Genomic DNA, 21,392 nt, shown 5'->3' on the forward strand with positions numbered 1-21,392 from the left:
CTTCCCGGAGGTGGCCGCCTTAGCGAGGAGACGGAACTTTCCCGAGAGGCGGGCGATGGCGGCGATGTCGGCGGCGGTGCGGTTGTGGAAGTCGAACTGGGAGACCAGCAGATCGCGCAGGGCGGAGAACCCGAACGCGGAGCGGTGGAGGTTGGCTTCCTTCATCTCGATCACCGCCGACAGGACCTGGGCGTGCTGGACGTTGATGAGGGAGGCGGCGTCATCGAGGGCGGTGCGGATGGCGGCCGCGCGCTCAGAGGCCGGGGGAGTGGGGGTGCAGCTGCTCATCGGGGGCTCGCCTCCTTCCACTGTTCTCGAATGGTCTGCCTGTTTTCGCTTGCCTGTTCGTACTTCAATGATGACAGGTGAGTGCATCGGTGTCATCACTCAAAGGAGTGAACATTCCATGAGGGACATTCATGGGCGGCGTCGGATCCTCTGCGGCGCAGGGTAATCAGGGCGAGTCGCGCGCTGCCTGGCGGCCGCACTGCACACCCAACCGTTCTCAGGCCTCTTTGTCGCTGCCCGATTGAACCGCATCCGAAATCGGCCGGGCGGCCGAAGTCCTGCCCCGGCAATACGTGGCCTCTTTGTCGCCGCCGCTTGAACCTTGCGCCCATTGGACCCCGCAGCCGAACGGAAAGACCCCGAGATGTCGGACCCCGAGGCCATAATCAGGCTCGACGCCATTTCAGTGCCGAGAAGCGCAACGGAGGATCTCGCATGACCAAGTTCTTGATCTCGTTTCCCAGTGAGGCCATGGTGTTCCCCGAGGAGGAGTTCCAGGCGGTGGTCGACGATTCCCATGCCGTGATCGAAGAGGCCAAGGCCGCCGGCGTGTACGTGTTCGGCGGCGGGCTCAATGAGGAGGTCGGGCCGGTGCTCGTCGCCGCTGACGGCGGCGTCACCGAGGGGACGTACCCGGGGCACATGGTGCCCAACGGCGGCTACTGCGTCCTCGAGCTGCCGACGCGGGAGGCGGCGTACGAGTGGGCTGCGAAGATCGCCGCCGCCTGCCGCTGTGCGCAGGAGGTCCGCGAGTTCATGTACGACCCTGCCAGCTAGCGAGGTCACAGGGCCCGGATGCGTTGTGGTGCGGCGTTTGTGACATGACGAACGTGCGCCGTTCACACGGAGGAAATCAGGGATCGGGAGACTCGTCGCGGCCGAACCGACGACCCCCGAGGAGCCCCCATGTCCTATGTGAAACCGGCGGAGTTCACCGCCAGGATGATCGACGCCGGCGAGGCGAAGGTCTTCATGTCGACCCGCGACACCGTCCTGCGCGCCTTCATGGCCGGGGCGATCCTGGCGCTGGGCGCGGCGTTCGCGGTGACGATCTCGGTGAACACCGGCCAGCCGCTGTTGGGGGCGCTGCTGTTCCCGGTCGGGTTCTGCATGCTCTATCTGCTGGGCTACGACCTGTTGACCGGCGTGTTCACGCTGGTCCCGTTGGCACTCATCGACAAGCGCCCGGGCGTGCGGCTGCGCGGCGTGCTCCGCAACTGGGGCCTGGTGTTCGTCGGGAACTTCGCGGGCGCGTTCACCGTCGCCCTCATGATGTCGATCATCGTCACCTACGGGTTCTCCGTGGAGCCCAACCAGATCGGCCAGCAGCTCGGCGTGATCGGCGAGAGCCGGACCGTCGGGTACGCCGAGCACGGCGCGGCCGGGATGCTCACGCTGTTCATCCGCGGCGTGCTCTGCAACTGGATGGTCTCCACGGGCGTGGTCGCCGCGATGATGTCGACCTCGGTGCCCGGCAAGGTGATCGGCATGTGGATGCCGGTGCTCGTGTTCTTCTACATGGGCTTCGAGCACTCGATCGTCAACATGTTCCTGTTCCCGGCGGGCCTCATGCTCGGCGGCGAGTTCTCCGTCGGCGACTACCTGATCTGGAACGAGATCCCCACGGTCGTCGGCAACCTGGTGGGCGGTCTCACTTTCGTGGGCCTCACGCTCTACGCCACTCACGCCCGCACCGGATCGGCGAGGACCCGTCCGATGACCCTGCCGGAGAAAGTCGACGCGTAGCAGCACGGGCCACGAGTCGCCTCGTGGCCCGTTTCGCTTGGTCTCAGACGACTCTGGGGATCGAGCCCGTGTTCGTCAGCGCCTCGTTCAGCAACGGCCCCACCTGCATCGTGAACTGGCCCAGCTCGTAGCCCAGCTGCTCGCGGTCGCACTGCGAGACCGCCAGGAGTGTCAGGCAGATCTGCGGGCCGACCGGGGCGGCCAGGAGGACGCCCTCGGCCATCTCGACGATGACCTGCTGGGTCGGGCCGTGGTCCATCGAGCGCCCGGCGCCTTCGCCCATCGACAGGAGGCCCGACCCGATGCCCGCCAGCTGGTCCGCGCGCTCCTTGGGGAGCCCGGCGGATACGGCGAGGGGCAGGCCGTCGACGCTGACGAGGACGGCGTGTGAGAGGCCGGGGGTGCGCGCCACGAGAGAGCCCAGGAGCATGCTCAGGGACCGCTCGTAGACGCCGAGGTTGCTCATCGGGTCGCCATCCGCTCATTGCGGGCGGGCGCGCCGGGGCGGCCGCCGCGGGCGCGGCCCCAGCCTTTGAAGTAGCCGGCGGTGTTCTGGGCCAGCAGTTCGGGGTCGCGGTCGATCGGCTCGTCGAAGCGCGGGTGCTCGTCGGCGACGACGGCGCCGGGGACCAGGTTCGCCTGCGGCTTGCGGCGCGGCAGCCCGGCGGGCGTGGTCGGCTCCTCGGTCTCGGGGGCTTCGGTGACGTGGCGGGCCATGCGCCAGCCCTCGTCGCCGGGGAGGTTCCACGACTCCGGTTCGGGCTCTTCGCTCTCGGGCCGCTTGAACCAGGCGCTGCGGGCCTGGCCGAGGATCATGAGGCCGTCGTCGTCGGCCATGAGGCTGGCGACGTCGACGATGTGGACGTCGTCCTTCGGCTGCCACGGGTGGCGGCGCGGTTCGGGGTCCGGTTGGCGCATGCTCTCGGACTGGAAGACGTCGGCCAGCGCCGGACGCGAATGCAGCTCAGTCTCCTCGGCTTGCGGCAGTTCGGCGGGCTGGGCCCGGCGGCGCCGGCGGATGGAGCGGGTGTGGCTCTCGCCGTCGACCGGGAGCTGCGCCTGCACCATCGACTCCGGGATCACCTGCGTCGCTTCGAGGTCCACGACCGAGTGCAGCTGGGACGCGGGGTCGAGGGCGCGGAGGCTCTGGCGGTCGGGGAGGTCGCCGGGGAGGCGGACGGTGGTGTGCGTGTCGTGGCCGTGGCGGCGCGGGGCGCGGTCTTCGTCGTCGTCGTACGCGGCGGCGGCGGGGGCCGGGGGCGCGGCCTCGAGGCGGGGGCGCTTGGCCTGGAGGAGCCCGATGAGGCCTTCGAGCGAGCGGTCCCAGGCGGAGATCGCGGCGGCGGTGGCGGAGACGGAGGGGGCGACGGAGGGGTCGTCGCCGCCGCCGAGTTCGCGGATGGCCTCGGTGAGGGCGCCGGCCATGGCGGCCACTTGGCCGGGGTCGGCGACGGTGGCGAGGTCGGCGGCGAGCTCTTCGGTCGAGATCGACTGGAGCGCACCGGGCTGGGGGAGCCGGGTGAGGATGGCGACGGCGTTGGCCTCGCTGGGGTCGTCCCAGGCGGCGAGCGCGGCGGGGAAGACGGCGCGCAGGAGGCATGTGAGGGCCTCTGCGGCGTCGTGGCGGGCGCGGGCGGCCGAGGCCACGGTGTCGAGGATGGGGCGCAGAGCGTTCATCTCAGGGCGCGCGGCGAAGGGCTGGCCGCCGACTTCGCCGGTGGCCATGCGGCGGGCGAGCGCGATGGCGTCGTCGAGGGCGTCTTTGGAGCGGCCGGTGGGGCCGGCGGCGCGGACGACGAGCTGTCCGGCGGCTGCGGCGAACTCGGCCAGCTGGACCACCTCGCCGTCGACGGCCACCGAGACTGACTGCCCGGGCGCCGATCGCGCGAAGAGGCTGTTGAGGCGGACCCACCCGCGGGGGTCGTCGCCGAAGGTGTCGGTGGCGATGAGGCCGCCGCCGGCCGCGACGAGCGCGACGGCGCAGGCGGTGTCGCCTTGTCCGGCTCCTGCTACCTGCTGGTCGATGGTGATGCCGCAGAACACTTGCACCCGCGGGGCTCCTCTCGTAGGGCGCGCCCGGGGTGGGCGCCGGCCCTGTCGGCGGGGTCGCAGCCCCGCCAGTATTTACCAGTCCGTTATCAGTTTTCCGCAGAATACTCGGTTCTGCAAGCGGACGGACAGTGCGGGTTCACGAAGGGATGGAAGGCCATAACACGCATTTCCGTCAATTCCTTGACGGTGCCCACCAGGGGATTCCCTTGTGGAATAACGATGGAAAACGCACCGGCACCACCGCGTGTCGCCGCGGCGGCGCTGGGAATCGGACTCGGAGTATGAGTCGCGATGGGCTGTTCGGCCGATGGCGGCGGCGCTAGCCGCGCCATTCCACATGGTCGTTGATCTTGGCGATGACGCCGCGCCAGGCGATGGCCGCCTGCTGCGAGTCGCTCCTCTTCAAGCGGCGCTTGGCGAAGCGGCCGCGCATGCCGCCGTCGACGACGACGCGGAAGGTCTCGTCGAGGTCGTCGAGGGGGGAGCCGGGGGCGAGGGAGGCGATGATCGAGTCGTTCTTGAGCGCGTACCCGAGGTCGCGGCCGACCTCGGCGGCCTTGATGAGCAGCTCGGGCTCCCAGCCTTCTTGGCCGCCGCGGAGGTTGGCGACCACCAGGTCCAGCTCGTAGATGTCGTCTTCGTCACACGCGATGTCGGCGGCGGTGAGCCGCTCCTGCAGCTCCGCGTACTCCTCGATCGCGGCGAGGTCGTGGTCGTCGTTCGCCTTGACGTACTCGACGAGCGCTTCGGCCTCGCGGAAGACGAGCAGCTTCCCCTTGCGGGTCAGGAAGACCGGGACCTCTTCGGGTTCGGCGTCGAGGGCGTCCTCGTCGTCGTCCGCGGCTTCCTCTTCCTCATCGGCGAAGTCGGCCGCGTCGGGCTCGGGCGCGTCCTCGTCCTCGGGTTCGGCGTCGTCCGCATCCCGGTGCTTGCCGCGAGGCTCCTCGACATCCTCTTCCTCTTCGGGCTCGGGCTCGGGAGCGGTCTTGGCGCCCGGGAGGGTGTCCGACATCCGGTACGCGCGCAGGGTGAAACCGGAGTCCTTGCCCAGGTGGAGTTCCACCGGGTCGACGCTCGTCTCGTTCCAGAGCTTGTCCGTCTCGGCGCTGCGCACCGGCCCGTCCGAATCGGCCGCCATGTCGCGTCCCTCCCGTAGTGATCTAGCTGGGGAACAGCCTACGACGACGCGACACGCCCGGTCGTACCCGGTGTCCCATACGCCGACGGGGCCCTGCGCGGCTCGCGCAGGGCCCCGTGGCAACGACGGGTCTAGTACGCCCCTCCGGCGGCGGCGGCCATCCCGGCCGGGTGCCACACGGTCTTGTACTCCGTCCACTGCCGCAGCAGGTCGAGCGAGGTGCCGGGCTTCCCGGGGCGGCGCACGACCTTCAGGGTCTCGGCGGCGGCGGCCTCCAGGCTCGCGGCGAGGTCGGCGTCGGCGACGCCGCTCAGGTCGAGCCCGTTGACGTCGGCGTGCGCGGCCAGGTGCGGCGCGACTTCGGCGGCCTTGCCGCTCAAGATGTTGACGACCCCGCCGGGCAGGTCCGAGGTGGCGAGGACTTCACCGAAGCTCAACGCGGGCAGCGGCTTCGACTCGCTCGCGAGCACGACCACGGTGTTCCCGGTGGCGATCGCGGGCGCGACGGCCTCGACGAAGCCGAGGAACGGGTCGTCCTGCGGCGCGACGACGGCGATGACGCCGAGCGGTTCGGGCGTCGTGTGGTTGAAGTACGGTCCCGCGACCGGGTTGGCCCCGCCGAGCACCGACGTGTACTTGTCGGTCCAGCCCGCGAAGTGCACGAGCCGGTCGATCGCGGCCTCCACGACTGCAAGCGCCGCACCGGGTTCCACCCCGCCGGTTTCGGCGACCTCTTCGGCGAACTGCCCGGCCCGGCCCTCGAGCATCTCGGCGGCGCGGTAGAGGATCTGGCCGCGCAGGTACGCGGTCTGGCCCGCCCACGGCCGCTGCGCCTTGCGGGCGGCGGCGACGGCGTCGCGGCCGTCCTTGCGGCTGGCGAGCGCGGCGTTCGCCAGCTCGGTCCCGTCCGGGCTGCTCACGGCGTAGCTCCTTCCGGACTCCGAGCGCGGGAACTTCCCGCCCACGTACAGCTTGTAGGTCTTCTTGACCCGCAGACGATCAGACATCGAGGTACGCCTCCAGTCCCTGGCGGCCGCCTTCGCGGCCGTAACCGGACTCCTTCAGGCCGCCGAAGGGGCTGGCGGCGTCGAACTGGTTGAACGTGTTGGCCCACACCACGCCCGCGCGCAGCCGCTCGGCCGCCCACAGGATCTTGGAGCCCTTCTCGGTCCACACCCCGGCCGAGAGGCCGTACGGGGTGTTGTTGGCCTTGGCGATCGCCTCGTCGGGGGTGCGGAACGTGAGCACGCTGAGCACCGGCCCGAAGATCTCCTCCTTGGCGATCCGCATTGACTGCTGGACGCCGGTGAACACGGTGGGGCGGAACCAGAACCCGCGCTCGGGCAGGTCGCACGCGGGCTGCCACACCTCGGCGCCCTCGCCGGCCCCGGTCTCGGTGAGGTCCCGGATCCGCGAGAGCTGCTCGGCGGAGTTGATCGCGCCGATGTCGGTGTTCTTGTCGAGCGGGTCGCCCACGCGCAGCGTCTCCACGCGGGCCTTGAGCCGCTCCAGCACCTCGTCCGCCACGGACTCCTGCACGAGGAGCCGCGAGCCCGCGCAGCACACGTGCCCCTGGTTGAAGAAGATGCCGTTGACGATGCCCTCGACGGCCTGGTCGAGCGGTGCGTCGTCGAACACGATGTTCGCGGCCTTGCCGCCCAGTTCCAGGGTGAGCTTCTTCTTGGAGCCCGCGATGGACTTCGCGATCGCGCGGCCCACCGCGGTCGAGCCGGTGAACGCGACCTTGTCCACGGCGCCGTCCACCAGCGCCGCACCGGTCGCGCCCGCGCCCGGCAGGATGTTGACGACGCCCGGCGGGAGTTCGGCCTCCTGGCACAGCTCGGCGAACATGAGCGCGGTCAGCGGCGTGGTCTCGGCGGGCTTGAGCACCACCGTGTTCCCGCACGCGAGCGCGGGGGCGATCTTCCACGAGAGCATGAGCAGCGGGAAGTTCCAGGGGATGATCTGGCCGATGACGCCCAGCGGCCGCGGGTCCGAGCCGAGCCCGGCGTAGGCGAGCTTGTCGGCCCAGCCCGCGTGGTAGAAGAAGTGCTGCGCCGCGGTCGGCACGTCGAAGTCGCGGGTCTCCTTGATGGGCTTGCCGTTGTCGAGGGATTCGGCGACGGCGAACTCGCGGGCCTTCTCCTGCAGGAGCCGGGCGATGCGGAACAGGTACTTGCCGCGCTCGGTCCCGCTCATGGGGCCCCACACGGCCTCCTGCGCGCGGCGGGCGGCGGCCACCGCGGCGGCGACGTCGGCTTCGCCGGCTTCGGCGACGGTGAACAGGGCCTCCTCGGTGGAGGGGTTGACGGACTTGAAGACGGCGCCGTCGGCGGCGTCCCTGAATTCGCCGTCGATGAAGAGCCCGTAGTGCTCTTTGATCGGGGGCCGCACCGACTCGGGTGCGGGCGCGTACTCGAACATCGCTTAGTCCACCGTCACGTAGTCGGGGCCGGAGTAGTGGCCGGTCTTGAGTTTCTGGCGCTGCATGAGCAGGTCGTTGAGGAGGCTGGAGGCGCCGAAGCGGAACCACTCGTTGGAGAGCCAGTCGTCGCCGAGGACCTCGTTGACGCACACCAGGTACTTGATGGCGTCCTTGGTGTTGCGGATGCCGCCCGCGGGCTTGACGCCGACCTGGGTGCCGGTGAGCGCGCGGAAGTCGCGCACGGCCTGCAGCATGAGCAGGGTGACCGGGAGGGTGGCGTTGACGCCGACTTTCCCGGTGGAGGTCTTGATGAAGTCGGCCCCGGCGTACATGGCGAGCCAGGAGGCGCGGCGCACGTCGTCGTAGGTGACGAGTTCGCCGGTCTCGAGGATGACCTTGAGGCGGGCGTCGCCGCTGGCGGCCTTGACGGCCTTGATCTCGTGGAAGACCCGTTCGAGGTCGCCGGCGAGGAACGCGCCGCGGCTGATGACCATGTCGATCTCGTCGGCGCCGGCGCGCACGGCGGCCTCGGTGTCGGCGAGGCGGATGTCGAGGGGCACCTGGCCGGCCGGGAACCCGGTGGCGACGGAGGCGACCTTGACGCCGGAGCCCTGGAGGGCTTCGGCGGCGACGGCGACCATGGCCGGGTAGACGCAGACCGCGGCGGTGGCGGGCGCGTCGCCGTCGGGCCGCATGGCCTTGGACGCGAGCGACCGGACCTTGCCGGGCGTGTCGGCGCCTTCGAGGGTGGTGAGGTCGATCATGCTGATGGCGAGGTCGATGGCCTTGGCCTTCGACTCGGCCTTGACCGAGCGGGTGGCGAGCCCCGCCGCGCGCGCTTCGAGGCCTACCGCGTCGACGCCGGGGAGGGCGCGGACGAGGGACGCGGCCTCGGCGCCGCTCAAAATAGATCCCATGACCCGATCGTATCCGTTCGCTGTGACGTGACGTTCAGAGTGTGGCGACAGGCTCACATTAGCGCGGCGAACTGGGCGTTAAGGTTGGGAACCGTGGATGTCAAGATCGTCGAACACCCGCTCGCCGCTGAACGGCTCACCGCCATGCGGGACGAGCGCTCGGACTCACCGCGGTTCCGGGCTGCCCTGCGCGAGCTCACCATGATGCTCGTCTACGAGGCCACGCGCGACGTGGCCGTGACCGAATACGAGATCAGGACGCCCGTGGCCCCGGCCAAGGGCTTCCGGCTCGGGAACCCGCCGGTGCTCGTGCCGGTCCTGCGCGCCGGGCTCGGCATGGCCGACGCGGCCCAGTCGATGATCCCGGACGCCTCGATGGGGTTCGTGGGCCTGGCCCGCGACGAGGAGACGCACGAGCCGTACGCGTACATGGAGTCCCTGCCCGACGACCTCGCGGGTCGGCACGTGATCGTGCTGGACCCGATGGTCGCCACCGGCGGCTCGCTGCTGCGCTGCTGCGAGATGATCGCCGCGCGCGGCTGCACCGACATCGACCTGGTGAGCGTCCTGTGCGCGCCGGACGGCATCGCGAAGCTCGAGGCCTCGGGCCTCAACCTCCGCATGACGACCGCCGCCGTGGATCCCGAGCTCAACGAGGCCGCGTACATCATCCCGGGCCTCGGCGACGCCGGCGACCGCCAGTTCGGCGCCTACCGCCGCTTCTGACCGTCAAAAAAGGGGGGCCGGCACCGGCCCCCCTTTTTCGTGCCCTCAGTGCGGCACGCCGAGGACGGCGGCGATCTCGGCCTTCAGCGCTTCGACGCTCGCGCGGGCGCGCTCGCGGGCCGCGCCCAGGTCGCCGCCGACGTCTTCGCGGACTTCGAGATACGCCTTGAGCTTCGGCTCGGTGCCGCTGGGGCGGCAGACGACCCGTGCGTCGGCGGTCGTGATGGTGACGACGTCGGCGTCGGGGAGCCGGTCGAGGTATTCGGTGACGGGCTCGTCGAGCAGCGAGGTCGGCTGGTGGGCGCGCAGCCGCTTCATGCACGCGGCGATCTCGCCGAGGTCTTCGACGCGGACCGAGAGCTGCCCGGTCTCGTAGACGCCGAACTCCTCGGCGAGCTCGTCGAGGCGGTCTTGGAGGGTCGCCATGCGGGCGGCCTGGCCGGCGGCGATCTCGCTGACGATGAGCGACGCGGAGATGCCGTCCTTGTCGCGCAGGAACTCGGGGGCGACGCAGTAGCCGAGGGCTTCTTCGAACGCGAACGCGAGGTCGGCGCTGGTGCGGGCGAGCCATTTGAAGCCGGTGAGGGTTTCCATGTAGCCGTAGCCGCGCTTGGCGCACATGGCCTTGAGCTGCGTGGTGGAGACGATCGTGGTCGCGTAGGTGCCCTTGCGGCCCTTGCGCATCCAGTGGTCGGCGAGGAGCACGCCGACTTCGTTGCCGCTGAGCTGGCGCCAGGTGCCGTCGCCGGCGGGGACGGCCACGGAGCAGCGGTCGGCGTCGGGGTCGAGGGCGAGCGCCACGTCGGCGCCCTCCTCGACGGCGAGGGCCTTGAGGAGGTCGATCGCGCCGGGCTCCTCGGGGTTGGGGAACGCGACGGTGGGGAAGTCGGCGTCCGGGTCGGCCTGCTGGGCGACGAGCGTGGGGGCGGGGAATCCGGCGCGTTCCATGGCGCGGACCAAGGTGGCGCCGCCGACGCCGTGCATCGGGGTGGCGACGGAAGCGAGCCGCTTGGGGTCGTCGGGGTCGACGACGGAGGCGACCGCGGTCAGGTACTGGTCCACGATGGTCTCGTCGAGGGTCTCGCCCTCGTCGCCGAGGGGGATCTCGGAGAGCGGGCCGAGCGCTTCGATGGCGGCCTCGATCTCGGTGTCGGCGGGCGGGACGATCTGGGCGCCCGCGCCGAGGTCGCCGCCGAGTTCGCGGCCCAGGTACACCTTGTAGCCGTTGTCCTGCGGCGGGTTGTGGCTGGCGGTCACCTGGACGGCGGCCGCGGCGTCGAGTTTCGTGACGGCGTACGCGGTCACGGGCGTGGGGAGCGGGCCGGGCATGACGAGGGCGCGGCGGCCGGAGCCGGTGACGACGCGCGCGGTCTCGGCGGCGAACTCGCGGCTGAGGTGGCGGGCGTCGTAGCCGATGACGACGGGCCCGTCGGCGCCCTTGGCGTCGAGCCAGTTCGCCAGCCCTGCGGCGGCGGCGCGCACGACGGCGAGGTTCATGCCGTTCGGTCCGGCGCGCAGCGGCCCGCGCAGTCCGGCGGTGCCGAACTTGAGGCGCCCGGCGAAGCGGTCGGCGAGCTCGGGGCCGGTCGCGGGGAGGCCGTCGAGGAGCCGGTACAGCTCGTCGCGGGAGGTCTTGTCAGGGTCGTCGGTGATCCACTGCAGCACGTCGGCGCGCAGCGCATCCAGGTTCATCTCCTCCGTCATGCGGAAATCGTCGCATACCCGCGTCACGGGAGGCCGATGTTGTGGACGGTGTGGCCTCAGCCGGTCTGGAACGACGCCACGGCCTCGTCGTACACCTGCTGTGATAGGTCCCATGCATCGGCGTCGCCGGAGACGAAGACGCCGAACGTGGTCCCGTCGCCCGCGTCGACGAGCGCCCAGATCGAGTGGCGGTCGGCGCCGTCGTCGAGGTTCGTGCCGGTGTACTCCAGGACCGAGCCGTCCATGTCGGCGAAGGAGACGTCTTCGAGCCGGACCTGGTCGAGGTCCTCCATGCCGTCCGGCAGGCCGTCCCAGTAGTCGCCGAGGTAGTCCTCGGTCCCGTCGGCGCCGTTGTCGGATCCGAAGTAGAACCGCACCCACTGGGTGTCGTCCTCGGGGTTGTAGTAGGTGACGTAGTCCTCGTCGCCCTGGCCCGCGTCCCAGTCCGCCGGGTAGTTCGCGGTGAACCCGTCGCCGTCGTGCGCCGCGGTCTCGAAGGCCGGGCCTTCCTCTTGTTCGCCGCCCTCGGATTCGCCGCCGTCGCCGGACGGCTCCCCCTCGGAGCTCTCGGACGCGCCCGGCTCCTCGCCGCCGCCGGTGTCGCCGAACAGGAACTTGTAGGCGCCCCAGCCCAGGACGAGCACGAGCAGGACGCAGACCGCGATGACCGAAGTGGACTTCCAGACGTTCCCGGCCGGCTCGTCGGGCTCCGGGTCGCGTTCGCGCACCTGCGGCCGCCCGCCCGTGTGCGGCGGCGACCCCTCCTGGTAGCCCTGGGGCCCTTGGCGGAACGGCGGGGACTGCTGCGGGATGCCGCCGGTGCCGAGCGGCCCGGCGAGCAGGGCCTGGAGCTCCTGGCGCACCTGCGGGAGCGGCGCGCGCTGCTGCGGGTCCTTCGCGAGCATCCCGCCGATGAGCGGGGTGAGCGGCCCGGCGTGGCGCGGGCTCTCCGGCGGTTCCTGGACGACGGCGCGCATGGTCGAGACGGCGTCGCCGCGGTCGAACGGCGGGCGGCCCTCGACGGCCGCGTACAGGGTCACGCCGAGGCTGAACACGTCGCTGGCGGGCTCGGCCGGTTGGCCGACGGCCCGCTCGGGCGCGATGTAGTGCGCCGAGCCGAGGACCTTCCCGGGCGTGGTGCCGCCCGAGACCTGGTGCTGCTGGGCGGCGCCGAAGTCGGAGAGGACGCAGCGGCCGTCGGTGGAGATGAGCACGTTCCCGGGTTTGATGTCGCGGTGGACGATCCCGGCGTCGTGCGCGGCCTGGAGGGCGCCGACGAGCGCGAGCCCGATCTTTGCGGCGACGCGGGGCGCGAGCGGCCCGTCCTGCGTCAGGATCTCGGCGAGGCTGCGCGCCTGCAGGAGCTCCATGACGATCCACGGCAGGCCCATGTGCTCGACGACGTCGAAGATGCGGATGATCGACGGGTGCGACAGGGCCGCGGCGATCTGGGCCTCGCGCCGGGACCGGTCGATGAGCTGGACGCGTTCGGGCGCGGGCAGGTCCGGCGGCAGGAACACCTCTTTGAGCGCGACCTCGCGGCGCAGCACGATGTCGTGGGCGCGCCACACGGAGCCGTTGCCGCCCTTGCCGACCAGGTCGACGAGCCGGTACCGCTCGGCGACGAGGTCGCCGGGCCCGGCCCGGTTGCCCGAGGGCGAGGGGCCGGCGCCGCGCGGGTCCTGCCCGCCGACGGCGAAGCTCTGCCCGAGGTTCCCGTAGTTGCCGTACGAGGAGCTGTTCCGGTGCGAGGAGTCGCCGTACGAGTCGCCGCCGTACGCGTCCCGGTTGAACCCGGGGTTCGACTGGCCGTAGTTCGGGTTCGACTGCCCGAAACCGGGGTTCGACTGCCCGTAGTTCGGGTTCGACCGCCCGTAGCCCGGCTCGGACGGGCCGTGGCCGGGCTGCTCCCGGCCCTGCCCGCGGTACGGGTCGGATCCGGTGGCCGCGCCTCTCCAACCGCCGGCGCCGAAGGAGGGGTGCGGATCACCGCCGCCCAGCTCGTCTCCGTACGATGAGCCGGAGAACCCGTGGGACGCTTCGGGTCCGGGGGAGTACCGAGGGGACGGTACCGCGTCGGGGCGGGGGTCCTCATATGCGCCGGGACCACCGCGACCGTAGTCAGATGAGTACGTCATTCGGCCACTCCTCGCGAGGGATCCCCACTAGTCTGCCGTGTCCGGGCCAACCGGTCGGTACCGGGTTTAGGTAACGGTTCCCCGACAGGCACGTAAGGGGGCGGGCGGGCTCGGGCGCGGCGGCGCCCCGGGCAGGCGGGTCGGACCTTCCCGAAGACGCGGTCGGACCCCTAGGATGGCAGCCATGCAGTCGTCACCGCAAGGCTCCGACGGGATCGAGATCCGGCCCGTCTACGGACCCGACGACGCCGCGAAGGACCTCCCGGAACGGCTCGGCGAACCCGGGTCCTTCCCCTACACGCGCGGCGTCCACCCGTCCATGTACACCTCCAAGCCCTGGACCATGCGCCAGTACGCGGGCTTCGCGACCGCCGCCGAGTCCAACCGCCGCTACCGCGACCTCCTCGAAGCGGGCACCACCGGGCTCTCCGTGGCCTTCGACCTGCCCACCCAGATGGGCTACGACTCCGACGCGCCCGAAGCCGCCGGCGAGGTCGGCAAGGTCGGCGTCGCCATCGACTCCCTCGCCGACATGCGCGTCCTCTTCGGCGGCATCCCCCTCGACGAGGTCTCCACCTCGATGACCATCAACGCCCCCGCCGCCGTCCTCCTCCTGCTCTACCAGCTCGTCGCCGAAGAGCAGGGCGTCGACCCGAGCTCCCTGCGCGGCACGATCCAGAACGACATCCTCAAGGAGTACATCGCGCGCGGCACCTACATCTTCCCGCCCGCGCCCAGCCTCCGCCTCGTCGCCGACACGTTCGCGTACTGCGCCGCCGAACTGCCGCAATGGAACACGATCTCCATCTCCGGCTACCACATGGCCGAGGCCGGGGCCACCCCCGCGCAGGAGCTCGCGTTCACCCTCGCCGACGGCATCGAATACGTCAACTGCGCCGTCGACGCCGGACTCGACGTCGACGCCGTCGCCCCCCGCCTCTCCTTCTTCTTCGTCGCCCGCTCGACGATCCTCACCGAGGTCGCCAAGTTCCGCGCCGCCCGCCGCCTCTGGGCCCACATCATGCGCGACCGCTTCGGCGCCAAGGACCCCCGCTCCATGAAGCTCCGCTTCCACACCCAGACCGCCGGAGTCGAACTCACCGCCCAGCAGCCCGAAGTGAACCTCGCCCGCGTCACCGTCCAGGCCCTCGCCGCCGTCCTCGGCGGCACCCAGTCCCTCCACACCAACGCGTACGACGAGGCCATCGCCCTCCCCACCGACGCCTCCGCGCGCCTCGCCCTGCGCACCCAGCAGGTCATCGCCAACGAGACCGACCTCACCGACACCGTCGACCCCTTCGCCGGCTCCTACGCCGTCGAGGCCCTCACCGACGCCGTCGAAGCCGAGGCCCTGCGCCTCATCGACGCCGTCTTCGCGCACGGCTCCGCCGTCGCCGCCATCGAAGCGGGCTTCCAGAAGAGCGAGATCGAACGCAGCGCCTACGCCACCGCCAAGCGCATCGACGCCGGCGAGCAGATCGTCGTCGGCGTCAACGCCTACACCCTCACCGGCGCCGAAGCCCCCTACAAGCCCCTCAAAGTCGACCCCGCGATCGAGGCCGCCCAGGTCGCCCGCCTCGCCGAGCACCGCGCCGGCCGCGACGCCGACGCCCTCGCCGCCGCGCTCGCCGCCGTCACCGCCGCCGCCGCCGGCACCGACAACGTCCTCTACCCGCTCAAGGCCGCGCTCGCCGCGGGCGCCACCGTCGGCGAGGTCTGCGGCGCGCTCGCCGCCGAATGGGGACGGTACATTCCGACCGACAATTGGTGACCGGTTCGTCACGTATCGCCGAAGCGCACAATGCGTCTGTCGCCGAAATCTCAATCGCTGGAAAGACTGGTCCGCGGACGCGTCCAAGTCCGGTTCCGGTGTCGGTGTTCGGAATGAAAACCGGATCCCGGCCGTAACTTATCGCCCCGGTAAGCGTTATGCCTCATGACGGCGGGTACAGCCTCAGGGGCCGTGACCGCATGTCGCGTGACCGTCACCACTGGCACGGGGACCTGGGGGCGGACGCCGGGGCGTCGCAAATCACGGCGCGCTCGGCAACGGAGTGCGATCGGATTAAGCTAGCCGGATCGCTCCTCCCTCGGTTTGATCCTCGAACGCGAATTGCGAGGCGCGAAGGAATGTTTACGCTCACTGCGGAGAAAGTCGTCGACATGGGTACCGCCACAAAATCCAATGAGCCGATTCCGGACGCGATAGCGCCCCAATCGTGTCTCCTGGTACCCGGTGCCCTTCCCTCGTTCGACCATTCCGGCGATCCCGCTGAGGAGCAGGCCATGCCCACGTCGCTGCCCGAGTTCCTGGACGGGTGGCTCGCCGCCCACGCGGGCGAGGTCATCGCGGCCCGCCGCCACATCCACGCGAACCCGCGCCTCTCCCGCCAGGAGCACGACACCGCGAACTACGTCGCCGCCGCGCTCGCCGAAGCCGGGCTCGACCCGCAGCTCATCCCCGACGGCACCGGCCTCACCTGCGACATCGGCACCGGCGACCGCGTCATCGCGATCCGCGCCGACATGGACGCCCTCCCCATCCACGACCCCAAGCAGGTCCCGTACCGCTCCACCGTCGAAGGCGTCTGCCACGCCTGCGGGCACGACGCGCACACCGCGATGCTCATCGGCCTCGGCCGGGTCCTCGCCGAACTCGACCGCCGCGAAGGCCTCCCCGGCCGCTTCCGCCTCATCTTCCAGCCGTCCGAGGAGCAGTTCCCCTCCGGCGCGCCCACCATGATCAAGTACGGGGCGCTCACCGACGTCGCCGCGATCTTCGCGTTCCACTGCGACCCGCAGTTCCCGGCCGGGAAGATCGCCGTCCGCAACGGCCCCCTGACGGCCGCATGCGACGTCATGGAAGTGCGCATGAGCGGCCGCGGCGGCCACACCTCCCGCCCGCACCTCACCACCGACCTCGTGAACGCCATCGGCCGCGTCGTCGTCGACGTGCCCGCCCTCGTCAACCGCCGCCTCGACCCGCGCCAGTCCGTCGCCATCGTCTTCGGCGCCGTCCAAGCCGGCGAGGCCGCCAACGCCATCCCGCAGGAGGCCCTCGCGCGCGCCACCGTCCGCGTCCACGGCCACGAGACCTGGGACATGATCCCCGACCTCGTCCAAGAGGTCACCCGCTCGGTCGCCCGCGCCTCCGGCGTCGAATGCGAGATCGACTACCGCCGCGGCGTCCCCCCGGTCGTCAACGACCGCCTCGCCTCCGCGATGTTCGCCGGCGCCACCGCCGCCGCCCTCGGCGACGACGCCGTCGCCGAAGCCCCCATGTCCATGGGCGGCGAAGACTTCGCCTACTACCTCGAGCAGGTCCCCGGCGCCATGGCCCGCCTCGGCGTCGGCCGCCCCGGCGAACACCTCGACATCCACCAGGGCAACTTCGACATCGACGAGACCGCCCTCGGCCACGGCATCCGCGTCATGACCCACACCGTCCTCGCCGCCGCCGCGAACCCCGCCTTCTAGACGACCGCACACCTACAGGGGGAACCGCTCCGCGGCTCCCCCTGTCGCATGTCGTCTACTCGGCGGTCGGGCGCTTGCGCAGCGCCTCGACATAATCCTGCGGCGCACCCGCCGCCTCGGCCGCCTGCATGATCTCGTCCAGATACCACTGGCTCGGCAGACCGCCCTCGAAACCCTCGAACACGTACAGCCACACCGGCCGGTTCGCCTCCAGCGTCGCGGCGAGGGTGTGCATCTTCCGGTACAGCCCCGAGTTCAAACCCTCGAGCTCGTCCAGCACCTGCCGGTCCGCCGGATCCAGATCGTAGAGCGCCACGAACACGCGCTCGCCCGGCGACTCCACCACCGTGGCCACCGCCGTCTCCGAGCCCAGGTCGGCGTTGCCGAACGTCAGACGCCAGCCTTCCAGCCAGCCCGTCCCCACAAGCGGCGACCGCGGGCACGTGGCGCGCATTCGGGCAGGGTCGAGATTCGAGCCATACGCGGCATAGAGATGCACGACTCGAAGATACCCTTAAACCAGCCCGCACTGAAGCATCCCGAAACCGAAAGGCGCACCGTGGCACGAGTAGCGATCATCGGCGGAGGCCCGGCCGGGTATGAAGCCGCCCTCGTGGCGGCCCAACTCGGCGCCGACGTCACCCTCATCGAGGCCACCGGAGCGGGCGGCGCCTGCGTCCTCTCCGACTGCGTCCCCTCCAAGACCTTCATCGCCGCCTCCTCCGTCCTCACCGAGATCCACGAATCCTCCGAACTCGGCATCGGCACCAAAGAGGCCACCGCCGACCCCGCCGCCGTCAACGGCCGCGTCCGCCGCCTCGCCACCCAGCAGTCCGCCGACATCGCCCAGAAACTCGTCAATGCCGGCGTCGACCTCGTCTACGGCCGCGCCGCACTCCGCGTCGACAAGGGCTACAACTACGTCCACGAACTCCACATCGTCCCCATCGAAGGCGAACCCTACGACACCGAAGCCGACGTCGTCCTCCTCGCCACCGGCGCCACCCCCCGCACCCTCACCTCCGCCCCCGTCGACGGCGAACGCATCCTCACCTGGCGCCAGCTCTACGACCTCAAAGAACTCCCCGAACACCTCATCGTCGTCGGCTCCGGCGTCACCGGCGCCGAATTCGCCTCCGCCTACCTCGCCATGGGCTCAGGCGTCACCCTCATCTCCTCCCGCGACCGCGTCATGCCCCACGAAGACGCCGAAGCCGCCGAAACCGTCGGCCGCGTCTTCGTCCGCCGCGGCATGGACGTCCGCAACCACTCCCGCGCCGCCGCCGCCCGCCGCACCGACAACGGCGTCGAAGTCGAACTCGACGACGGCACCGTCATCGAAGGCACCCACGCCCTCATCTGCGTCGGCTCCATCCCCAACTCCGACAACCTCGGCCTCCACGCCTACGGCATCACCGTCGACGAGCACGGCTTCATCCCCGTCGACAAGGTCTCCCGCACCAACGTCCCCGGCGTCTACGCCGCCGGCGACGTCACCGGCGTCCACGCCCTCGCCTCCGTCGCCGCCATGCAGGGCCGCATCGCCATCTGGCACGCCCTCGGCGAAGCCGTCCGCCCCATCAAACTCGCCCACGTCGCCGCCAACGTCTTCACCGACCCCGAACTCGCCTCCGTCGGCGTCACCCAAGCCGACGTCGACTCCGGCAAAGTGGACTGCCGCGGCGTCCTCCTCCCCTTCGCGTCCAACCCCCGCGCGAAGATGGTCGACCGCACCGAAGGCTTCGTGAAGCTCTTCGCCTGGAACTCCTCGGGGATCGTCGCCGGCGGCGTCGTCGTCGGCTCCCGCGCCTCCGAACTCATCACCCCGATCGCGCTGGCCGTGGAGCAGCGGCTCACGGTCGAGCAGGTGGCGCGCACGTTCACGATCTACCCGTCGCTGTCGGGCTCGGTGGCCGAGGCCGCGCGCCAGCTCATGGAGTTCTGACCGCGGACACGGCAGCGGCCCGCGGCGTCATGCCGCGGGCCGCTTCGTCGTCTCGGTTACTGGAAGGTCTCGACCCGCAGGTGGCGGATGAGGTGGACGTCGGTCTTGCCGCCGGTGGAGGAGGCGAACCCGAACTTGAACGTCTCGGGCAGGGCCTCGGGCACTTCGGCCTTCAGGACGCGGACCCAGCCGTCGCCGTCCTGGAAGTCGATGTCGACGGTCACGTTCGCGTGGTCGCCCTCGGGCAGGACCTTGAGCTTGACGAGGCGCTTGGCGTCGTCGAGCGTCGTCCCGCCGAGGCTTTCGGCGAGGTTCGAGCCGTAGATGTCGCCGTCGGGGTAGGTGCCGACGTGCTCGTCGGTGGCCGTGGTCGCGAGCAGGCAGTAGCCCTCGTGGCCTTGGCCGGGGCCGCGGAGCGCGACGTTGTTGGGCGCCTTGTTGGTCTCGATCCGCAGATGCGCGGGCGCCTGCCGGCCCTCGGGGCAGCCGTTGCCGCGGCCTTCGGTGTCGCCCGAGAAGTTCCCGTAGACGTCGAGGCCGAGCCCGAGGTAGCCGCCGTCGATGCCGTCGTTGACGTGGCCGTCGGCGTTGAACTGGGCGTAGCCGAGGCTGCCGCCGTAGGCGCCGGTCTCGGTGAGGTCGGTGTCGCCGTCGACGAGGAAGAACGCGATGCCGTCGGCGGCGCTGCCGCCGTACTGGTACTGCGCGAAGGTCACCTCGATGCCGTTCTCGGAGGGCAGGGCCTCGTTGTGGATGACCGCGCCGGTGTCGTAGTTCTCGCCGTCGGTGAGCTGGAGGTACCCGGGGGCCTTGCCGGACTCGGGCACGGGGCCGACCGCCTGGTCGGAGCAGGAGTCGAAGTCGTTCGCGCCGCCGAGGACGGTGGCCGCCGTCAGGCACGCGTTGAGGGAGTGGAGGTCGGGGTCGGTGACCGCGTCGCCGGTGAAGCTCTCGGTGACGAGGAGGTCCTTCGCCTCCTCCTTCGCCTTCGCGTCGGCCGCTTCGGCCCCGGCGGCGGCCGGCAGGGCCGCGAGAGCCGCCGCGAGCATCATCGAACCCGCCCCGAACTTGGCAATGCGTTTCACTGGAGCTCCTTCGGTCTGCGCCGCGCGGCACGCCGCGCGAAGTCCGCGGCCCGGCGAACCGAGCCGATTACAGAATGAAGCTATATGAACACGAAGAGCGATGAACTTCGTTCGGGCAACTGTGCACTGTCTACAAACCAGTGTCGTCGGACGGCCGCCGCGGCGTATCGCCGCAGCGGCCGTCCCGGTTCCCCGGATCAGGCATCCCTGCGGCGCATCGCCAACCAGCCGCCCACGAGCGCCGCCGCCGTCCACAGCACCAGGATCCCGATCCCCGTCCACGCCCCGTAATCCCGCCCGAACTGCGGATCGCCCGGCACCGTCATCCGCATGATGACAAGGCCCACCTGGTCCGGGAAGTACTGCACCACCGGCTTCAGCGCCTCCAGGTTCCCCAGCCCCTGCCCCGACAGGAACAGCACCGGCAGCAGGATCGACAGCGACAGCACCGTGCTCCGCAGCATCACCGCCAACGCCGCCGTGAACACGCTCAACAGCGTCAAATGGATCCAGCCGCCCAGCAGCGCCTCGATCGTCCACCACTCGGTCAGCGGCGCCGCCGCGTCACCGAGCATCACGCTCACGACCCCGAACACCGCCAACTCCACCACCAGCGCCGCCACCGCTACGGTCACCCCGACCGCCGTCATCTTCGCCGCGAAGAACCGGCCCCGCGACGGCACCGCCGCCAGCGACGCCCGGATCGTCCCCGTCGAGAACTCCGCACCCGCCACCGACACCGCGAACGTCACCAGCACCAGCTGCGCTGTCAGCAGCCCGAAGAACACCGGCAGCAGCGCATCCGACTCCGGACCGCCCGCACTGAACCCCCTCGCGATCACCCACGACAGCCCGAGCGCCACGAACGCGAACAGCCCCAACGTCACCGCCGTCGACCGCACCGAACGGATCTTCACCCACTCCGCGGACGCCGCCCGCACGAAACCCGTCATCGCGCGCCCCCCGACCGGAACTCCACCGACGCACCCGTCAACCGCATGAACGCCTCCTCCAGGCTCGCCCCGCCGCCGTCCGCGCCCGCATGGGCCGCGATGAAATCCTCAGTGGACGTATCCGCCAGCAGCCGGCCGCGCCCGATCACCACCAGGTGCTCCGCCGTCAACGCCATCTCCGACATGAGATGACTCGACACCAGCACCGTCCGCCCCTCCGCCGCGAGACCCTTCATCAGATGCCGGATCCACACCACCCCTTCGGGATCGAGACCGTTCACAGGCTCGTCCAGAATGAGCACCCCCGGATCCCCGAGCAGCGCCGCCGCCACACCCAGCCGCTGCTTCATCCCCAGCGACAGCGTCTTAGCGCGCTTGCGCGCCGCCCCGGCCATCCCCGTGGCCTCCAGCACCTCCCCGACCCGCCGCTCGCCGATCCCGTTCGTGCGCGCCAGCCACCGCAGGTGCTCCCGGACGCTCCGCGTCGGATGCAGGTCCCCGGCGTCCAAGAGCGCCCCGACCGCCGTCAGCGGCCGCTCCAAAGACGTATACGGACGCCCGTTCACCACCGCGGACCCGGCCGACGGCCGGTCCAAGCCGAGGATCAACCGGATCGTCGTGGACTTCCCCGCCCCGTTCGGCCCCAGGAAACCGGTCACGCGCCCCGGCTCCACCGCGAACGACAGGTCGTCGACGGCCGTGCCGCCCCGATACCGCTTCGTCAAATGCTGTACTTCGATCACATTGCCACCGTAGGAATCCCGGCCCCGCGCCGACAGTCGCCGAACGTCGCCGAAA

At 70.8% G+C, this 21,392-nt stretch carries 19 protein-coding genes; 6 read left to right on the forward strand and 13 right to left on the reverse strand.

Annotated elements, in window-relative coordinates; all coding sequences use genetic code 11:
- A partial coding sequence (locus tag J5V16_RS13710; protein ID WP_208496889.1) for a hypothetical protein occupies positions 1-288 on the reverse strand: 288 nt, incomplete at its 3' end.
- A gap of 435 nt (positions 289-723) precedes the next feature.
- Between J5V16_RS13710 and J5V16_RS13715 the strand changes: the two genes are divergently transcribed.
- The gene (locus tag J5V16_RS13715) at positions 724-1,065 is read left to right on the forward strand and encodes a YciI family protein (protein WP_208496891.1); all 342 of its coding nucleotides are present in this window, start codon (positions 724-726) and stop codon (positions 1,063-1,065) included.
- 129 nt (positions 1,066-1,194) lie between these two features.
- Positions 1,195-2,034 carry a formate/nitrite transporter family protein gene (locus J5V16_RS13720; protein WP_208496893.1) on the forward strand — a complete coding sequence of 280 codons (840 nt, stop codon included), beginning with the start codon at positions 1,195-1,197 and terminating at the stop codon, positions 2,032-2,034.
- Positions 2,035-2,077: 43 nt separating this feature from the next.
- Here the strand turns inward: J5V16_RS13720 and J5V16_RS13725 are convergent, their stop codons facing one another.
- From J5V16_RS13725 to deoC, 6 genes are all read right to left on the reverse strand, one after another.
- Positions 2,078-2,500 (reverse strand): roadblock/LC7 domain-containing protein, encoded by a 423-nt coding sequence (locus J5V16_RS13725; protein WP_208496894.1) that lies wholly within the window; start codon positions 2,498-2,500, stop codon positions 2,078-2,080.
- A complete protein-coding gene (locus J5V16_RS13730) occupies positions 2,497-4,083 on the reverse strand; it encodes a hypothetical protein (RefSeq protein WP_208496895.1) in 1,587 nt (528 codons plus the stop codon). Before J5V16_RS13730 ends, J5V16_RS13725 begins: the two co-directional genes overlap by 4 nt.
- Before the next feature lie 322 nt (positions 4,084-4,405).
- Complete coding sequence (locus tag J5V16_RS13735; RefSeq protein ID WP_208496896.1) at positions 4,406-5,224, reverse strand: hypothetical protein; 819 nt, start codon at positions 5,222-5,224, stop codon at positions 4,406-4,408.
- A gap of 131 nt (positions 5,225-5,355) precedes the next feature.
- Positions 5,356-6,231 carry an aldehyde dehydrogenase family protein gene (locus J5V16_RS13740; protein WP_208496897.1) on the reverse strand — a complete coding sequence of 292 codons (876 nt, stop codon included), beginning with the start codon at positions 6,229-6,231 and terminating at the stop codon, positions 5,356-5,358.
- Positions 6,224-7,648, reverse strand: a complete 1,425-nt coding sequence (locus tag J5V16_RS13745; protein ID WP_208496898.1) for an aldehyde dehydrogenase family protein — start codon at positions 7,646-7,648, stop codon at positions 6,224-6,226. The genes J5V16_RS13740 and J5V16_RS13745 overlap by 8 nt, the downstream gene beginning before the upstream one ends.
- A gap of 3 nt (positions 7,649-7,651) precedes the next feature.
- Positions 7,652-8,566, reverse strand: a complete 915-nt coding sequence (gene deoC, locus J5V16_RS13750) for a deoxyribose-phosphate aldolase (protein WP_208496899.1) — start codon at positions 8,564-8,566, stop codon at positions 7,652-7,654.
- A gap of 93 nt (positions 8,567-8,659) precedes the next feature.
- Here deoC and upp point away from each other — a divergent pair, with 93 nt between their 5' ends.
- Entirely contained in the window at positions 8,660-9,292 is a 633-nt protein-coding gene (gene upp, locus J5V16_RS13755) for a uracil phosphoribosyltransferase (RefSeq protein ID WP_208496900.1), read from the forward strand.
- 45 nt (positions 9,293-9,337) lie between these two features.
- Here the strand turns inward: upp and J5V16_RS13760 are convergent, their stop codons facing one another.
- On the reverse strand, positions 9,338-10,996 hold the full coding sequence (locus J5V16_RS13760; protein WP_243901212.1) for a phospho-sugar mutase: 1,659 nt from the start codon (positions 10,994-10,996) through the stop codon (positions 9,338-9,340).
- A gap of 56 nt (positions 10,997-11,052) precedes the next feature.
- The gene (locus tag J5V16_RS13765) at positions 11,053-13,134 is read right to left on the reverse strand and encodes a serine/threonine-protein kinase (protein WP_208496902.1); all 2,082 of its coding nucleotides are present in this window, start codon (positions 13,132-13,134) and stop codon (positions 11,053-11,055) included.
- A 184-nt stretch (positions 13,135-13,318) separates the two neighbouring features.
- Here J5V16_RS13765 and J5V16_RS13770 point away from each other — a divergent pair, with 184 nt between their 5' ends.
- Both J5V16_RS13770 and J5V16_RS13775 read left to right on the forward strand, forming a co-directional pair.
- Entirely contained in the window at positions 13,319-14,905 is a 1,587-nt protein-coding gene (locus J5V16_RS13770; RefSeq protein ID WP_208496903.1) for an acyl-CoA mutase large subunit family protein, read from the forward strand.
- 515 nt (positions 14,906-15,420) lie between these two features.
- Entirely contained in the window at positions 15,421-16,611 is a 1,191-nt protein-coding gene (locus J5V16_RS13775; protein WP_208496904.1) for an amidohydrolase, read from the forward strand.
- 55 nt (positions 16,612-16,666) lie between these two features.
- Here J5V16_RS13775 and J5V16_RS13780 read toward each other — a convergent pair whose 3' ends face one another.
- Positions 16,667-17,110 (reverse strand): gamma-glutamylcyclotransferase family protein, encoded by a 444-nt coding sequence (locus tag J5V16_RS13780; protein WP_208496905.1) that lies wholly within the window; start codon positions 17,108-17,110, stop codon positions 16,667-16,669.
- Between the two features lie 60 nt (positions 17,111-17,170).
- Here J5V16_RS13780 and J5V16_RS13785 point away from each other — a divergent pair, with 60 nt between their 5' ends.
- Positions 17,171-18,556 (forward strand): NAD(P)H-quinone dehydrogenase, encoded by a 1,386-nt coding sequence (locus J5V16_RS13785; RefSeq protein ID WP_208496906.1) that lies wholly within the window; start codon positions 17,171-17,173, stop codon positions 18,554-18,556.
- 56 nt (positions 18,557-18,612) lie between these two features.
- On the opposite strand, the gene J5V16_RS13790 is transcribed toward J5V16_RS13785, so the two are convergent.
- From J5V16_RS13790 to J5V16_RS13800, 3 genes are all read right to left on the reverse strand, one after another.
- Positions 18,613-19,641 carry an L-type lectin family protein gene (locus tag J5V16_RS13790; RefSeq protein WP_208496907.1) on the reverse strand — a complete coding sequence of 343 codons (1,029 nt, stop codon included), beginning with the start codon at positions 19,639-19,641 and terminating at the stop codon, positions 18,613-18,615.
- A 197-nt stretch (positions 19,642-19,838) separates the two neighbouring features.
- On the reverse strand, positions 19,839-20,594 hold the full coding sequence (locus J5V16_RS13795) for an ABC transporter permease (protein ID WP_208496908.1): 756 nt from the start codon (positions 20,592-20,594) through the stop codon (positions 19,839-19,841).
- Positions 20,591-21,337 carry an ABC transporter ATP-binding protein gene (locus J5V16_RS13800; protein WP_208496911.1) on the reverse strand — a complete coding sequence of 249 codons (747 nt, stop codon included), beginning with the start codon at positions 21,335-21,337 and terminating at the stop codon, positions 20,591-20,593. Before J5V16_RS13800 ends, J5V16_RS13795 begins: the two co-directional genes overlap by 4 nt.
- Positions 21,338-21,392 lie beyond the last annotated feature (55 nt).

The organism is Glycomyces niveus, assembly GCF_017592475.1.
Taxonomy (GTDB): Bacteria; Actinomycetota; Actinomycetes; order Mycobacteriales; family Micromonosporaceae; genus Glycomyces; species Glycomyces niveus.

Excerpts from the sequence above, each read along its gene's own strand:
- J5V16_RS13770 (WP_208496903.1), top strand. The coding sequence starts at position 13,319 with ATGCAGTCGTCACCGCAAGGCTCCGACGGGATCGAGATCCGGCCCGTC.
- J5V16_RS13740 (WP_208496897.1), bottom strand. The coding sequence starts at position 6,231 with ATGTCTGATCGTCTGCGGGTCAAGAAGACCTACAAGCTGTACGTGGGC.
- J5V16_RS13720 (WP_208496893.1), top strand. The coding sequence starts at position 1,195 with ATGTCCTATGTGAAACCGGCGGAGTTCACCGCCAGGATGATCGACGCC.
- J5V16_RS13745 (WP_208496898.1), bottom strand. The coding sequence starts at position 7,648 with ATGTTCGAGTACGCGCCCGCACCCGAGTCGGTGCGGCCCCCGATCAAA.
- J5V16_RS13735 (WP_208496896.1), bottom strand. The coding sequence starts at position 5,224 with ATGGCGGCCGATTCGGACGGGCCGGTGCGCAGCGCCGAGACGGACAAG.
- J5V16_RS13725 (WP_208496894.1), bottom strand. The coding sequence starts at position 2,500 with ATGAGCAACCTCGGCGTCTACGAGCGGTCCCTGAGCATGCTCCTGGGC.
- J5V16_RS13715 (WP_208496891.1), top strand. The coding sequence starts at position 724 with ATGACCAAGTTCTTGATCTCGTTTCCCAGTGAGGCCATGGTGTTCCCC.
- J5V16_RS13765 (WP_208496902.1), bottom strand. The coding sequence starts at position 13,134 with ATGACGTACTCATCTGACTACGGTCGCGGTGGTCCCGGCGCATATGAG.
- deoC (WP_208496899.1), bottom strand. The coding sequence starts at position 8,566 with ATGGGATCTATTTTGAGCGGCGCCGAGGCCGCGTCCCTCGTCCGCGCC.
- J5V16_RS13775 (WP_208496904.1), top strand. The coding sequence starts at position 15,421 with ATGCCCACGTCGCTGCCCGAGTTCCTGGACGGGTGGCTCGCCGCCCAC.
- J5V16_RS13795 (WP_208496908.1), bottom strand. The coding sequence starts at position 20,594 with ATGACGGGTTTCGTGCGGGCGGCGTCCGCGGAGTGGGTGAAGATCCGT.
- J5V16_RS13760 (WP_243901212.1), bottom strand. The coding sequence starts at position 10,996 with ATGACGGAGGAGATGAACCTGGATGCGCTGCGCGCCGACGTGCTGCAG.